The 13368-nt window shown below is 71.2% G+C and carries 13 protein-coding genes; 3 read left to right on the forward strand and 10 right to left on the reverse strand.

All coding sequences use genetic code 11. The features are described 5' to 3' along the window. Positions 1-5 precede the first annotated feature (5 nt). The 8 genes from AB0259_RS09305 to recQ form a co-directional block, all read right to left on the reverse strand. Positions 6-611, reverse strand: a complete 606-nt coding sequence (locus AB0259_RS09305; RefSeq protein WP_366222099.1) for an alkylhydroperoxidase domain protein — start codon at positions 609-611, stop codon at positions 6-8. Next, positions 608-1225 carry a CMD domain protein gene (locus AB0259_RS09310; protein ID WP_366222098.1) on the reverse strand — a complete coding sequence of 206 codons (618 nt, stop codon included), beginning with the start codon at positions 1223-1225 and terminating at the stop codon, positions 608-610. Before AB0259_RS09310 ends, AB0259_RS09305 begins: the two co-directional genes overlap by 4 nt. After that, positions 1222-2283 (reverse strand): putative FMN-dependent luciferase-like monooxygenase, encoded by a 1062-nt coding sequence (locus AB0259_RS09315; RefSeq protein ID WP_366222097.1) that lies wholly within the window; start codon positions 2281-2283, stop codon positions 1222-1224. Before AB0259_RS09315 ends, AB0259_RS09310 begins: the two co-directional genes overlap by 4 nt. After that, positions 2280-3911 (reverse strand): ABC transporter ATP-binding protein, encoded by a 1632-nt coding sequence (locus AB0259_RS09320; RefSeq protein ID WP_366222094.1) that lies wholly within the window; start codon positions 3909-3911, stop codon positions 2280-2282. The genes AB0259_RS09315 and AB0259_RS09320 overlap by 4 nt, the downstream gene beginning before the upstream one ends. Next, positions 3908-4750, reverse strand: a complete 843-nt coding sequence (locus AB0259_RS09325) for an ABC transporter permease (protein ID WP_366222092.1) — start codon at positions 4748-4750, stop codon at positions 3908-3910. The genes AB0259_RS09320 and AB0259_RS09325 overlap by 4 nt, the downstream gene beginning before the upstream one ends. After that, complete coding sequence (locus tag AB0259_RS09330; RefSeq protein ID WP_251578973.1) at positions 4747-5751, reverse strand: ABC transporter permease; 1005 nt, start codon at positions 5749-5751, stop codon at positions 4747-4749. The genes AB0259_RS09325 and AB0259_RS09330 overlap by 4 nt, the downstream gene beginning before the upstream one ends. Before the next feature lie 74 nt (positions 5752-5825). Beyond that, positions 5826-7481 (reverse strand): TIGR04028 family ABC transporter substrate-binding protein, encoded by a 1656-nt coding sequence (locus tag AB0259_RS09335; RefSeq protein ID WP_366222090.1) that lies wholly within the window; start codon positions 7479-7481, stop codon positions 5826-5828. Between the two features lie 184 nt (positions 7482-7665). Further along, positions 7666-9723 carry a DNA helicase RecQ gene (gene recQ / locus AB0259_RS09340; protein ID WP_366222089.1) on the reverse strand — a complete coding sequence of 686 codons (2058 nt, stop codon included), beginning with the start codon at positions 9721-9723 and terminating at the stop codon, positions 7666-7668. Positions 9724-9911: 188 nt separating this feature from the next. On the opposite strand from recQ, the gene AB0259_RS09345 reads away from it, so the two are divergent. The 3 genes from AB0259_RS09345 to AB0259_RS09355 all read left to right on the forward strand — a co-directional run bounded on the left by AB0259_RS09345 (position 9912) and on the right by AB0259_RS09355 (position 12301). Then, a complete protein-coding gene (locus AB0259_RS09345) occupies positions 9912-10370 on the forward strand; it encodes a GNAT family N-acetyltransferase (protein ID WP_251577717.1) in 459 nt (152 codons plus the stop codon). A gap of 103 nt (positions 10371-10473) precedes the next feature. Then, on the forward strand, positions 10474-11706 hold the full coding sequence (locus AB0259_RS09350; protein WP_366222086.1) for a DUF222 domain-containing protein: 1233 nt from the start codon (positions 10474-10476) through the stop codon (positions 11704-11706). Positions 11707-11764: 58 nt separating this feature from the next. Next, entirely contained in the window at positions 11765-12301 is a 537-nt protein-coding gene (locus tag AB0259_RS09355) for a GNAT family N-acetyltransferase (protein ID WP_366222085.1), read from the forward strand. Between the two features lie 16 nt (positions 12302-12317). Here the strand turns inward: AB0259_RS09355 and AB0259_RS09360 are convergent, their stop codons facing one another. Together AB0259_RS09360 and AB0259_RS09365 are read right to left on the reverse strand one after the other, a co-directional pair. Beyond that, entirely contained in the window at positions 12318-12791 is a 474-nt protein-coding gene (locus tag AB0259_RS09360) for a GNAT family N-acetyltransferase (protein ID WP_366222084.1), read from the reverse strand. Next, a complete protein-coding gene (locus tag AB0259_RS09365) occupies positions 12779-13330 on the reverse strand; it encodes a DUF1697 domain-containing protein (protein ID WP_366222082.1) in 552 nt (183 codons plus the stop codon). The genes AB0259_RS09360 and AB0259_RS09365 overlap by 13 nt, the downstream gene beginning before the upstream one ends. Between the last annotated feature and the right edge of the window lie 38 nt (positions 13331-13368).

Raw genomic sequence — 13368 nt, forward strand, 5'->3', positions numbered from 1 at the left:
ACCTGTCAGCGTGCGGCCGGCACCTCGGGCTCGCCGAGCGACAGCATGAGACGGTTCGCCCAGTTGAAGAACGCCGCGCCGCCGATGACGTCGACGATCGAGGCGTCGTCGAGCCCGGCATCCCGCAACCGATCGACGTCCGCGGTGTCGAACTCCAGCGGGGTGGTCGTGAGAGAGACGGATGCCGCGACGATCGCGTTCCAGCTCTCGTCGCCGAGGTCGGCCGTCGTCCCCTCGTCGAGGAGTCGCTGCACGTCCTCACGACGGCCGGACTCCCGCGTCGCCGCGGCGGAGTGCACGGACGCGCAGAAGACGCATCCGTTGGCACGGCTGGCTGCGGTGGCGGCGAGCTCCCGCTCCGCCCGGCCGACGCCCCCCTCGACGTTGAAGAAGATGTCGAGGTCGGTGAGGGTGCGCGCCTCGAGCGCGTCGGGGTCGCGGGCGAGCAGCCGGAAGTAGGGCATCTTCGCGCGGGCCGGTTCGATGAGGGCCTCCCGCTGCCGCTCGGTCAGCTGCGCCTCGAGGACGGGCGCGAGCCACGGCACCCACCCGAGCCCCTGCTGCGTGAAGCGGTCGGGACGAGCGAGGTCGGGGTACTCGGTGACGGTCATCGCGCGGCTCCTTCGAGGGCCTGGGAGGTGGTGGCGGAGGTCGACTGGCCGAGGACGCGCAGGCCCCAGGCGAGACGCAGCTGGAACGCGAGGAAGGCGACGAGCTGCGAGAGGCTCACGATTGCGTCGGCGGACCACCCGGCATCCGTCAATTGCCGCAGGTCCTGCGGCGACGCCTCACGCGGACGGAACACCAGCAGGTGCGTGTGGGCGAGAGCCGCGGCGAGACGGTCGTCGACGGCAGCGGATGCCGGGTGCCAAACGACGGCGGGTGCGCTCTCCCCGGCGAGGCCGGGCTCGCGGTAGGTGCCGACCGGACCGCGCTGCGCGGCGTCGGCCGCGAGATCCGCGATCGCGTCGGCGAGGGCGGCGTCCTCTTCGCGGAGCAGGTCGTCGTAGAACGCGGTGGCACCGTCGAAACCATGGAGGCGCGCGGTGAACGCGGCGATCGCGTACCGCTCGGCGACGGGGAAGTCCGCCGCGTCGGAGGGTTCGAGGAGCGCCTCGAAGCTCCGCTGCGCGTTCGTCCGGGCCTGCGGACGCAGCGCGCGGACTGCGGCGAGCGGGCTGCCCGGCGTGATGCCTGCGAGCAGGTCGATGATGTCGGCGGTCATGCGTACTCCTTCCGGGCCGCGGCCCGATGGTGGACTCGGAGGTCGTCGGCGGCGTCCGGACCGGTCGCCCACCCGAGTCGAGGCGCCACCTCCCGGCCGAGCAGTTCGATGGATCGGAGGGTGAGCTCGTGGCTCGCGGCGACGGAATGGACCTGGAAGGTGACGTCGGTCGCTTGCGCGATGATCGGGTCGGCCGCGAGCGAGGCCGCGACCTCATCGACCGTGCCGATGTGCGTGTCGGACAGGCGGATCAGATCGGCGAGGGGCAGGGCCGCCGCGTACCCGCCGATCAGCTGGGCCGCGACGACACGCAACCCTCGTTCGGCCAGCACGAAGGCGTGCTCGCGCTGATCGGCGTCGACGACGAACGCGGTGCGGGATGCCAGGATGCGGGGAACCGCACCGCCCGGCAGAGCGTCGAGGTACGCGTCGACGATGGGCTGCTGGATGTCGCCGATGGTCGCGTCGGGCGCCTCGGGCGTGCGCGGCTGCGTGCGGGAGAGGAGGAGTCCGTCCCCCGCCGCGCCGGCGCGGGCGCCCCCGCCGGCGGAGAAGGTCGCCTGCCAGATGCGGTCCGCGAGGTCGCCGGCGGGCGGGTAGGCGACCGAGTCCGTGCCGCGCACGCCATCGCCGCGCAGCGTGCCGCGGAACACCTCGAGGTGCTCCGCGTGGAGGGCGGCGCGGTCGGCGGCATCCCTCCCGAAGGCGGCGAACGACCCGGGCGTGCCGCCCGAGGCGACCCCGAGCTGCAGCCGTCCGCCGCTCAGTGCGTCGAGCACGGCGGCATCCTCCGCCGCTCGGACCGGATCCTCGATCGGGAGGGTCAGGACGGCCGTCCCGAGGCCGATCCGGCTCGTGCGCTCGGCAGCCGCGGCGAGGAAGACGAGCGGGGACGGCAGTCCGCCCTCGTGCTCGCCGAAGTGGTGCTGGGCCACCCAGGCCGAGGCGAAGCCGGACTGCTCGGCGCGCTGGATCTGCTCGAGCCCGAAACGGTACCTGTCGGCGGCGGGTGCATCCTCGAGCAATCGGCTGAAGAAGCCCAGGCGCGGCGTCGTCATGCGGTGTCCTTCCTGAGGGCGGATCCGGGGACGGCGTCGAGCAGCCCCCTGGTGTAGTCGTGTCGCGGTGCGCCGAAGACCTCGTCGACGGTGCCGTGCTCGACCTGGACGCCGCGGCGCAGGACCGACACCGTGTCGGAGATCTGCCGGACGACGGCGAGGTCGTGGGAGATGAAGACGTACGCGAGGCCGAGGTCCTGCTGCAGGCTCGCGAGGAGCCGAAGGATCTGCGCCTGCACCGTGACATCGAGCGCCGAGACCGCCTCGTCGAGGACCACCAGTCTCGGCTCGAGGATGAGCGCCCGCGCGATCGCGACGCGCTGACGCTGCCCGCCCGATAGCTCGCGGGGCCGACGCGCGGCGATCTCGGGAGCCAGCGCGACCTGCTCGAGCGCCCGCTCGGCCCGTTCGGCCCTCTCAGCGGCGGAGCCGAGACCGAAGTTCCGCAGCGGCTCCTCGAGGATCGCACCGATGCGCTGGCGCGGATCGAGCGACGCGTAGGGATTCTGATAGACCAGCTGCACCGTGCGGCGGTAGCCGCGGCGGTGACGACCCGGGCGGAGGGCGGTCACGTCGACACCGTCGACCGTGATCGTCCCGCGCTGCGGAGCACCGAAGCCGGCGAGCGCGCGACCGATCGTCGTCTTGCCCGACCCCGACTCCCCCACGATCGCGTGGGTGGATCCGGCCGCGACGGTGAACGAGACGTCGTCGACGGCCACGAACGGCGACCGCGCACCCGGGCGGGTGAACTCCTGTCGCAGCCCCGAGACCGTGACCAGAGGCTCGGCGGCGACGGATGCCGGTGGCCGACGCTCGACGACGTGCCCGAGCGACGGCGCGTCGGCGAGGAGCCGGCGGGTGTAGTCGGACGCGGGTGCGGCGAGCACGGATCGGGCGGGTCCGGACTCCTGCACCGCACCGTCCTTCATGACGACGATCGTGTCGGCGCGATCAGCGGCGACGGCGAGGTCGTGCGTGATGAACAGCACGCCGGTGCCGGTGTCGGCGCGCAGCCGGTCGAGCAGGTCGAGGACCGTGCGCTGGACGGTGACGTCGAGGGCGCTCGTCGGCTCGTCGGCGATGATCAGCTCGGGATCGAGGGCGAGCGCCGCGGCGATGAGCACGCGCTGGCGCATCCCACCCGAAAGCTCGTGGGGGTACTGGCGGTACCGCGTGGCCGGGTCGTCGATCTCCACCCGCTCGAGCAGGTCGAGCACGCGCGCGCGGATCTTCGCGGCATCCCGCCATCCGTGGATGCGCAGGACCTCGCCGATGCTCGCGCCGATCGTGGCGACGGGGTTGAGCGAGTTGCCGGGGTCCTGCGGGACGAGCGCGACGCGTGTGCCGCGGAGCGCGCGCCAGCGGCGGTCGGGGAGCCCGACGAGGCTCGTCTCACCCTCGGCGCCGTGGAGTGTGATCCCGCCGCCGTCGACGCGGCCGTTGCCGGCGAGCAGGCCGATGGTCGCCTGTGCGACCGTCGACTTGCCGGAGCCCGACTCGCCGACGAGCGCGGTGACCTGTCCGCGTGCGACGTCGAGCGAGACGCCGCGGACGGCGGCGACGTCACCGCGTTCGGTCCGGTAGCGGACGACGAGGTCGCGGATGCTCAGCAGCGGACCGGTCATGGGCGTTCCCCTCCCCGCAGGGCCTGGCTGAGGCGATTCGTGGCGAGCACGACCGCCACGACGACGAGGCCCGGGAGGACGGTGAGCCACCAGGCGGTCGCGACGTAGTTGCGCCCCTCGGAGATGAGCAGTCCCCACTCCGGGGTGGGCGGCGGCGCGCCGTATCCGAGGAACCCGAGCGTCGAGATCTGCAGGATCGCCGACCCCAGTTGCAGCGCGGCGAGTGCCAGGACCGGGGTGAGCGAGTTCGGCAGGATGTGGCGCCACAGGACGGATGCCGCCGTGCCCCCCGATCCGTACGCGGCCTCGACGTAGTCCGCCACCCGCACACTGACGACCTGCGCGCGGGCGAGCCGGGCGAAGACGGCGACGGAGGTCACGCCGACGGCGAGCGCCGCATTGGTCGTGCCGAAGCCGAGCAGGATGACCACGCTCAGCGACAGCAGCAGCGCGGGGATCGCCAGCAGCACGTCGACGACGCGCATGAGGATCTCGTCGACGACACCGCCGGTCGCGCCGGCGGTGACGCCGATGGCCGTGCCGGCGACGAGTCCGACGAGGACGGCGACGAGCGCGCCCGTGATGGAGTGGGACGCCCCGTGGATGACACGCGCGAAGACGTCACGACCCGTGGCATCCGTCCCGAACCAATGCGCAGGGCTCGGCGCCTGCAGGGCCGGCGCGATCGACTCGGTGGGGCTCGTCGCCGTGAACAGTCCCGGCACGACCGCCCACGCGACCGCGATGAGCAGGACGAGCGCGGGAATGACGGTGCCGATCCGCAGGAGGCGTCGCGGCGAGGCGGTGAGGGTGACCGGCCGCGGGAGGGTGAGGGTCATCGCGCGATCCCTTCGGTGAGCGGGGTCGCCGCCACGACACCGGGAAGCCGACCGCGGGAGGCGGCCGGTGTGCGGGAGCCTCGACGCAGACGCGGGTCGAGGAGCGGGTACAGCAGGTCGACCAGGAGGTTGATCAGAACGAATGCCACGGACGAGATGACGACGATCGCCAGGAGGACGGGGGTGTCACGGTTCGCGACCGCCTGAGCGGTGAGCTGACCGATGCCGGGACGTCCGAATACCGCTTCGGTGACGACGGCGCCGCCGACGAGCTCGCCGAAGAGGACTCCCGCCATCGTGAGGGTGGGAAGGAGCGCGTTGCGGGCGACGCCGCGCCAGAGCAGCCATGAGGTGCTCGCTCCGCGCGCGCGGACGACGGCGACGAACGGCTGCTCCGACACCTCGTCGATGCTGCGGGTCAGCACCTGTGCGAGCGGCGCGGCGATGGGGACGGCGAGCGTCAGGACGGGGAGGATCAGCGCCTCGACCGGGTCGGCCCCGATGAGCGGCACCCAGCCGAGCTGGAAGGAGAACACCTGGATGAGGATGATGCCGATCCAGAAGACGGGCATCGAGACGAACAGCGGCGGCAGCTGCCGGAAGATCGCGCGCAACGGCCGGAACGCCCCGTAGGTGGCGGTGAAGGCGATGACGACAGCGACGAAGACCGCGACCGCGAGGCCGAGCACGGCGAGGGTGAGGGTGGACGGCAGGGCGACGGCGACGAGGTCGGCGACCGCTGCGCCGCTCTGCACCGAGTAACCGAGGTCGCCGCGGACGAAGGACGCGACGGTGTCGACGTAACGCTCGAACAGGGGCCGATCGGCTCCGTAGGCGGCCCGGATCTCGTCCAGCTGAGCGGGTGTGAGGCCGAGCTCGGGGCTCCCGTAGCGCGCGAGCACGCCGTCGCCGGGCAATGCCGCGAGCAGGAGGTACGCGGCGGTGAAGGCGAGCAGCAGGACCAGGAGGGCGCCGCCGGCGCGCCGCAGGACGAAGAGCATGGTCACCTCTCGATGGGGAACGGGGTGGATGCGGGGAGGGGTCGCCTCCCCGCATCCGGGTCACGGACTCTGCGTCATCCGGCGAGCCACGTGCTGTAGAACGACGGGCGACCGATCGACTCGGTCGCGAAGCCGTGGACGGCGTCGACATATCCGTAGACCTGCGGCTCCTCGAAGAACGGAAGGATGTATGCCTGCTCGGCGAGACGCTGCTGAGCAGCGGCGGATGCCTCCTGGCGGGCCTCCTCGGTGGGGCTGGAGGCGATCGCGAGCAGCAGCTCGTCGAGCTCGGCGTCGGCGACAGTTCCGTCGGGGTAGCCGTTGAGGAGCGCGTTGCGGTTGCCGGAGTAGTACTGCGACTTCAGGACGTCGTAGTCGGCGCGACCGACCATGGAGTGGTAGATCTGCAGCTCGCCGGGGACGCCGCGCGCGGCATCCTGCGCTGCCTGGTCACCGGGGAGCAGGATGATCTCGACGCCGATGTCTTGCAGCTGGTCCTGGATGAGTGTGATGACCTCGCGGGAGCGCGGCTGCGGCAGGGCCTCGTTGACCGTGAGGGAGAGGCGCGTGCCGTCCTTCTCGCGGATGCCGTCGGCACCAGGAACCCAGCCTGCGTCGTCGAGGAGCTTCTTCGCCTGGTCGGGGTCGTAGACGTAGAACTTCGACGTGTCGGTGTAGCCGCGGGCGGTGGTCGCAAGCGCCCCGGTGGCGAGCGGGTAGCTGTCGCTGAAGAGGGTGTCGACGATGGCCTGGCGGTCGATGCCGGCGATGAGCGCCTGCCGCACCGCGAGTTCGGAGGTGACGGGGTCGCGCAGTCGGAAGCTCAGCCCGTTGTTCACGCCGTTCGTCGCGGAGGCGAGCAGCTGCAGGCCGTCGGCGGAGAACTGCGCCTCGTCAGGGGCTTCGATTCCGCGGGCGATGTGGGCCTGTCGCGAGACGACCGTGCCGACGCGGACGCTGTCCTCGGAGGCGACGACGTAGTCGATGCCGTCGAGGTAGGCACGGCCCTGGTGCTCGAGCGAGGGCGGCGCCCAGTCGTAGTCGTCGCGTGCCGTCAGGCTGATCTTCGTGCCGATCTCCTCTGCGGCGACGACGAACGGGCCGCTGCCGATGATCTCGGTCGCGTTGCCGGGGCCGAACTCCTCGCTCGTGCGGTCGAGGGTCTCGTCGGAGAGGAGACCCGCGTTGATGGCCGAGGTCGCCTGCGCGAACCCGGGCGCGGGAGCGCTGAAGTGGAAGCGCACGGTGTGGTCGTCGAGCACCTCGCTGCTCTCGTAGTTGGTCACCTGCTCCGAGACGGTGAACTTCCGGTCGGGGTCGCCGAGACCGAGGAGGTCGAAGTTCTTCGCGACGTTCTCCGCGTCGAGCGGGGTGCCGTCGGAGTAGGTGACGTCGTCGCGGAGCGTGAACGTGTACTCGGTGGCATCCGCGTTCACCTCGGGCAGCTCCGTCGCGATCCACGGCTCGAGTTCGAGGGTCTCGGGGTCCTGGTAGAGCAGACGGTCGGTGATGTTGTTGATGACACCGCCGTTCGGGTAGAAGCCGCCCGATCCCGGGTACAGGGTGTTCCAGGTCTGTGGCTCGAGGTAGGTGAGGGTGCCGCCGGTCTGCGGTTCGCCCGCGGCGGCGTTGGAGCTGGGGGTGGTGCCGGCGCCGGCGCAGCCGGCTATCGCGGCGACGAGGGCGGCGCCGAGGGTGACGGCCAGGGCGGCGCGGAGGGGACGGGTCATGAGGACTCCAGGACGGATGAGGACGGGTGCAGGCCTCATCCGAGCACGCCCGCTCCGCGGCCGCACGCCGGGCAGTCACGGGAGGTAAGAGTGTTACGTCACATGCCGATCACGCCTTGTCGTGGGAGGGGACGTGTCGACTCGGATGACCCGGGCGCTGCGGGACCGCTGATCGGGCGAGCGCTCAGGCGTTCGCAGCGATGACGGCGACGACCGCCTCACCGTAGGCCTCGCGCTTCTTGGCGCCGATGCCGGTGATCCCGTCGAGGGCGCCGATCGAGCGCGGTCGGTGCTCGGCGAGGGCGCGGAGGGTCGCGTCGCCGAACACGATGTAGGCGGGGACGCCCTGCTCCCGCGCCTGCTCGGCACGCCACGCGCGCAGCGCCTCGAAGAGGTCGCGATCGCCCTCGGGCAGCGAATCCGCCGTCGAGGCCTTCTTGGCGCGGGTCGCTCCTCCGCCGGTGCGCCCGAGGACGTCGCGCCGCAGCGGCACGGCCTCCTCTCCCCGCAGGACCGCTGCCCCGGTCTCGCCGACGGTGAGCACGCCGTACTCGCCCTGAGCGACGAGGATGCCGCGGGCGAGGAGCTGCCGGACGACCGAGCGCCAGTCCTGCTCGGAGAGGTCGTTCCCGATCCCGTAGGTCGAGAGCTTGTCGTGACCCTGCTGCCGGATGCGCTCGGTCGAGGCTCCGCGGAGGATGTCGATGAGGTGACCGGCGCCGAACGCCTGGTTGCGTTCGCGCTGCAGGCGGACGATCGTCGACAGGAGTTTCTGCGAGGCGATCAGCCCGTCCCAGGTGTCGGGCCGGGTGAGACAGGTGTCGCAGTTGCCGCAGGCATCCGACGACTGACCGAAGTAGTTCAGCAGGTTCTGTCGCCGGCACGAGACGGTCTCGCAGAGGGCGAGCATCGCGTCGAGGTGCTGCCCCATGCGCATCTTGTAGGTGCGGTCGCCGGGCGACTGGTCGATGAGCCGCCGCTGCTGAACGACGTCGCCGAGGCCGTACGCCATCCACGCGACCGCCGGCTCGCCGTCGCGACCGGCACGACCGGTCTCCTGGTAGTACCCCTCGACGGACTTCGGCAGGTCGATGTGGGCGACGAAGCGCACGTCGGGCTTGTCGATGCCCATGCCGAAGGCGATCGTCGCGACCATGACGACGCCGTCTTCGCGCAGGAACCTCGACTGGTGCCGGGCACGCATCGAGGCATCCAATCCCGCGTGGTACGGCAGCGCGTCGACACCCTGCGTGCGCAGGTACTCGGCCGTCTGCTCCACCGACTTGCGGCTGAGCGCGTAGACGATACCGGCGGCGCCCTCGGGCTGCGAGCGCACGAACTGCACCAGTTGGCGGCGCATGTCGACCTTGGGCTCGATGCGGTACTGGATGTTGGGTCGGTCGAAGCTCGCGACGAAGTGACGAGCGTCAGGCAGGTGCAGGCGCTCGGTGAGCTCGGTGTGCGTGGCCCTCGTCGCGGTGGCGGTCAGCGCCATGCGCGGGACGCCGGGGAACCGCTCAGCGAGGTCGCCCAGGGCGAGGTAGTCGGGGCGGAAGTCGTGGCCCCATTGCGACACGCAGTGGGCTTCGTCGATCGCGATGACACTGAGCTGCGCGCGCTGAAGGAGGGCGGTCGTCGCGGGGACCGACAGCCGCTCGGGCGCGACGTAGAGCAGGTCGAGCTCGCCGTCGAGGAGGGCCTGCTCGACTCCCGCACGCTCGGCAGGGGTCTGCGTCGAGTTCAGGTACGCCGCGCGGACGCCGTTGGCGATGAGCGCGTCGACCTGATCGTGCATGAGCGCGATGAGGGGGCTGACGACGAGTCCCGTTCCGGGACGGACGAGCGCCGGCACCTGGTAGGTGATCGACTTGCCGCCGCCGGTCGGCATGAGCACGACGGCATCGCCGCCCGCGATGACGTGGTGGACGATGTCGCCCTGGTCGCCGCGGAACGCGGTGTACCCGAAGACCTCGGTGAGCACCTTCACCGGGTCGTCGCCGACGTGGTCGCGGCGTTCGAGCCGCAGGACGGATGCCGGCGGTGCCGCGGCGCGCTGCGCCGACGGCCGTGCCGGTGCGGCGCGGGTCGGTTCGGCGCGCGTCGCGCGGGCGACGGACGCGGCGTAGTCGTCGTACCGCGGATCCGGCGGAGGCGGCGAGTCGAAGTCCTCGGGCGGCGCGACGTCGTCGGGATCCCACACGAGATCGGCGTAGGGGTCGTTCTGCCATCCGCCGTCACTCACCCGGTCCACCCTAGCCGCGGCATCCGACAGGGTCTGCGGGTGTGGAGGGTCTCGGCACGCTTGCGAGGATGGGGAGACCGATTCGCGAGACTGCACCCGGGCGACGAGGATGCGGCGCGCGAACGCAGTCTCGACTCGCTCGTGCAGTCTCGGCGCGGGGGGCGGCGCGGGAACGGGGAGGAGCGGGGATGGAACTGAGCAGGTGCATGACGGCGGATGCCGGTGAGGTCGAGGCGTTCCTGCGCGAGGTCGACCTGACGGTGACCGGGCTGGACGAGCCATCGGTGCGGCTGTGGGTCGAGCGGGACGAGTCGGGTCGGATCGTCGGTAGCACGGGCTACGAGCTGAGCCTCGACGGACGCCACGCGCTGATCCGGAGTGTGGCGGTGGTGTCTTCTTCGCGAGCGCGCGGGCGCGGGACCGATCTGGCGAGATTCGCACTCGATCGCGCCGCGGAAGAAGGTGCGACGACCGCGTGGCTGTTCAGCCGCCGATCGGGCGGGTTCTGGCAGTCGCTCGGGTTCGCCGGCGCGGATCTGTCGGAGCTCGCGCGGGTCCTGGCGGAAACGCACCAGGTGCGGACGTTCGTCGCGACGGGGCAGATCACGCGCGAAGTGGCGTGGATGCGGGGGCTCGGCGGGGTGTGAATGAGGCGCCCGGGTGGGGCGCCGAGAGCGGGCAGCGTGCCCGAGGCTGCGGCGGGATGACGGTGCCGGAGGGGATGTCGGAACCCCCTCCTAGTCTGGGACTATGTCCAGTTCGCCCGATGCTCGCGACGAGGTCCCGGAGGGGATCCCGACCGCGCTGGACTGGGTGGTGATGTGCGCCGACATGGCGACGGTGCATGCGGCGCAAAGGTATGCGTGCATCGTCGAGTTGTGGGATGACGCGATCGCCGATGCGCGGCGGCGGGAGGAACCGGTCGCGTTCGTGGAACGGTCGGTGCGGCTCGAGGTCGCGGCTGCGTTGCGGATCACGGAGCACGCCGCGGGACGGTTGATGGGTGTCGGGCATGCGTTGATGCGCCGGTACCCGCAGGTGTGGGAGGCGATGAGCCGCGCCGAGATCACCGAGACCCACGCGACGATCATCGTCGACGGGCTCGACCAACTCGAGAACGTGACCGCAGGGCTCGTCCACGAGGTGCTGAGCCTGGCGGAAGAACAATCGACGGGACCGTTCCGGCGGGCGGTGAAACGCATTATCGACCGGGAGCAGGAAGCGACCCTCGCGCAGCAGCACGCCGCGGCGGTCGCCCACCGGCACGTCCGGGTGGATGCGGGTGTGGATGGGATGGCGTGGTTGACCGCGCACCTGCCCGCGGTGGAAGCGCACGCGATCCTCGGCCGGATCACCGCGATCGCGAAAACCCTCGACGATGACCGGTCCCTGGATCAGAAGCGCGCGGACGTGTTCGGGGATCTCCTGATCGACGGGGAAACGGCGTCATTGCCCGACTCCGCACGAGGCATTCGGCCGACCGTCGCGGTCACCGTTCCCGCCCTCACCCTCCTCACCGGCGAGGGGCCCGCGGCGCAGCTCGACGGGATCGGACCGATCCCGCTCGACCGGGCGCGGGAACTCTGCGGGACGGCATCGGGGTGGATGCGGGTGCTCACCCACCCCGAGACCGGGGCCGTCCTCTCCGTCGGACGCGACACCTACCGGCCACCCGCGGATCTCCGCCGGCTGGTCGCCTGGCGGGCAGCACGGTGCATGGCCCCCGGCTGCGGGATCCCCGCCGACCGGTGCGACATCGACCACACCACCGACTGGCAGCACGGCGGAACCACCGCCGCGAACAACCTCGCCCCGCTGTGCCGCGGGCACCACACCCTCAAACACCAGACCGACTGGCAGGTCCGAGCCAGACCCAGCGGCGCACTCGAATGGACCTCACCCGCCGGACGCGTCTACCTCGTCCACCCCGAACGCCGCATCCCGACCTTCACCGTCCACCCACCCGGACCACCACCGTTCTAGGCGGTGTCGCCGAAGGCCGAGTCGGGTTGCGACCCGACGGCTGAGGCAGGATGGGGGCGTGAGTGTCACGCTTCGCCCGTGGGATGCCGGTGATGCCTCCGCGCTGAGCGAGGCATCACGCAGCGCCTCTGATCTGGCGAGGCAGTTCGGAGGCGTCGACCTGCCGAGCCGGGCAGCTGCTGCAGCGTTCATCGACCGATCCCTGCGCTTCGACGAGTACGTGAAGAACTGGGCCGTCGTCGAGGACGGTATCGCCGTCGGCAACGTCGGAGCGGCTGCGATCGAGTTCCGGCACGAGACGGCGTGGATGTCCTACTGGCTCGCACCCGCTGCGCGCGGCAAGGGCTACGCGGCGGGCGCGCTCATCGCGGTGAGCGAGTGGGCCTTCGCGAACGGGCTGTACCGGCTCGAGCTCGGACATCGGGTGAACAACCCTGCGTCATGCCGAGTGGCGACGGCGGCGGGATTCCTCGCCGAGGGGATCGAGCGGGAGAAGCTCCGCTACGGCAAGGTTCGCTATGACGTCGAGACCCACGCGCGACTCGTCACCGACCCCGCTCCTGCAGCGAGACTCGTGCTGCCGATCGCGCACTGATCGCAATCCCGCGTTCTCACCGCACCATCCGCGCTTCCACGATTCCCGCCGTTCCCGGGTCGCTCTGCTCGGCGCCGTCGAAAGCGAAGCCGTTGCGGCGGTAGAACGCGATGGCCCGAGGATTCTCTTTCGCGACCCACAGCACCGCCGGACCCGGCGGGAGCACTCCGTCGAACAGCCTCTGCCCGATCCCGGCGCCGTGCTGCGCCGCCAGGACGTAGAGCATGTACAGCTGCGGGATTCCCTCATCGGAGATCCCCGACATCGCGAAACCGATCAGCTCGCCGTCGGCCTCCGCCACCCGTACGACATGCTCCGGGCGGGAATCGGTGAGGATCCGCGTCCACATGCGACGCCGCCAGTCCAGGAGCTCTCCGGTGAAGAAATCGTCGGGGAGCAGATGCCCATACGTCTCACGCCACGTCGCGACATGCAACGCGGCGATCGTCTCGGCATCCGTCAGCCGAGGCTCGCGGATCACCGCATCCACGCGCTGCACCACTTATCGGCCAGAGCCAGGACCACACTCGCGTTCCGGTTCGTCGCGACGCCCAGCCGCGACGCCGCCCCGAGTGGGTCGACGGTGCCGTCCTGATACCCCGGCTCGAGCAACGCGTGCGCCGCCCTGCCGCGGACGACCATCCGACCCTTGTCGGACGCCCTCGCCTCGACGTCCGCGACCTGCGAGGTCGTCAACTCGTCCTTCAGCAGGTAGACGTAATGCCGCGCGAGCCCGGGGTTCTCCTCGTCCAGCTGCCGCGTCTCCGCGGCGAGCGCCGCGAACTCCTTCGCGGCGAAGACGACGGTCGGCACCTCGAATCCGCGATCCGCGGCGAACGCGGTCTCCAGCGTGCGCTCGATGCGCTCGCGCGAGCGCATTCGCGACTCGAAGCGCACGTTCCCCGTGTTGATGTGGGTCACGACCTCCTCGAACCCGACGCTCTCGACGACGCGCCGGATGTCGTCCTTCGGGAAGACCCGCTTCGCCCCCAGGTTGATCGCGCGCAGGAATGCCAGGTAGGTCGCCACGAGGTCAGTCTGCCCGCCCGCGCCGACATCACGACAGC

Source organism: Microbacterium sp. NPDC080005 (genome assembly GCF_040702445.1).
In the GTDB taxonomy this organism is placed as follows: Bacteria; Actinomycetota; Actinomycetes; order Actinomycetales; family Microbacteriaceae; genus Microbacterium; species Microbacterium oleivorans_D.

Bases quoted from the DNA above. Each gene is read 5' to 3' on its own strand.
- AB0259_RS09305 (WP_366222099.1), bottom strand. From the start codon at position 611: ATGACCGTCACCGAGTACCCCGACCTCGCTCGTCCCGACCGCTTCACG.
- AB0259_RS09310 (WP_366222098.1), bottom strand. From the start codon at position 1,225: ATGACCGCCGACATCATCGACCTGCTCGCAGGCATCACGCCGGGCAGC.
- AB0259_RS09315 (WP_366222097.1), bottom strand. From the start codon at position 2,283: ATGACGACGCCGCGCCTGGGCTTCTTCAGCCGATTGCTCGAGGATGCA.
- AB0259_RS09320 (WP_366222094.1), bottom strand. From the start codon at position 3,911: ATGACCGGTCCGCTGCTGAGCATCCGCGACCTCGTCGTCCGCTACCGG.
- AB0259_RS09325 (WP_366222092.1), bottom strand. From the start codon at position 4,750: ATGACCCTCACCCTCCCGCGGCCGGTCACCCTCACCGCCTCGCCGCGA.
- AB0259_RS09330 (WP_251578973.1), bottom strand. From the start codon at position 5,751: ATGCTCTTCGTCCTGCGGCGCGCCGGCGGCGCCCTCCTGGTCCTGCTG.
- AB0259_RS09335 (WP_366222090.1), bottom strand. From the start codon at position 7,481: ATGACCCGTCCCCTCCGCGCCGCCCTGGCCGTCACCCTCGGCGCCGCC.
- AB0259_RS09345 (WP_251577717.1), top strand. From the start codon at position 9,912: ATGGAACTGAGCAGGTGCATGACGGCGGATGCCGGTGAGGTCGAGGCG.
- AB0259_RS09350 (WP_366222086.1), top strand. From the start codon at position 10,474: ATGTCCAGTTCGCCCGATGCTCGCGACGAGGTCCCGGAGGGGATCCCG.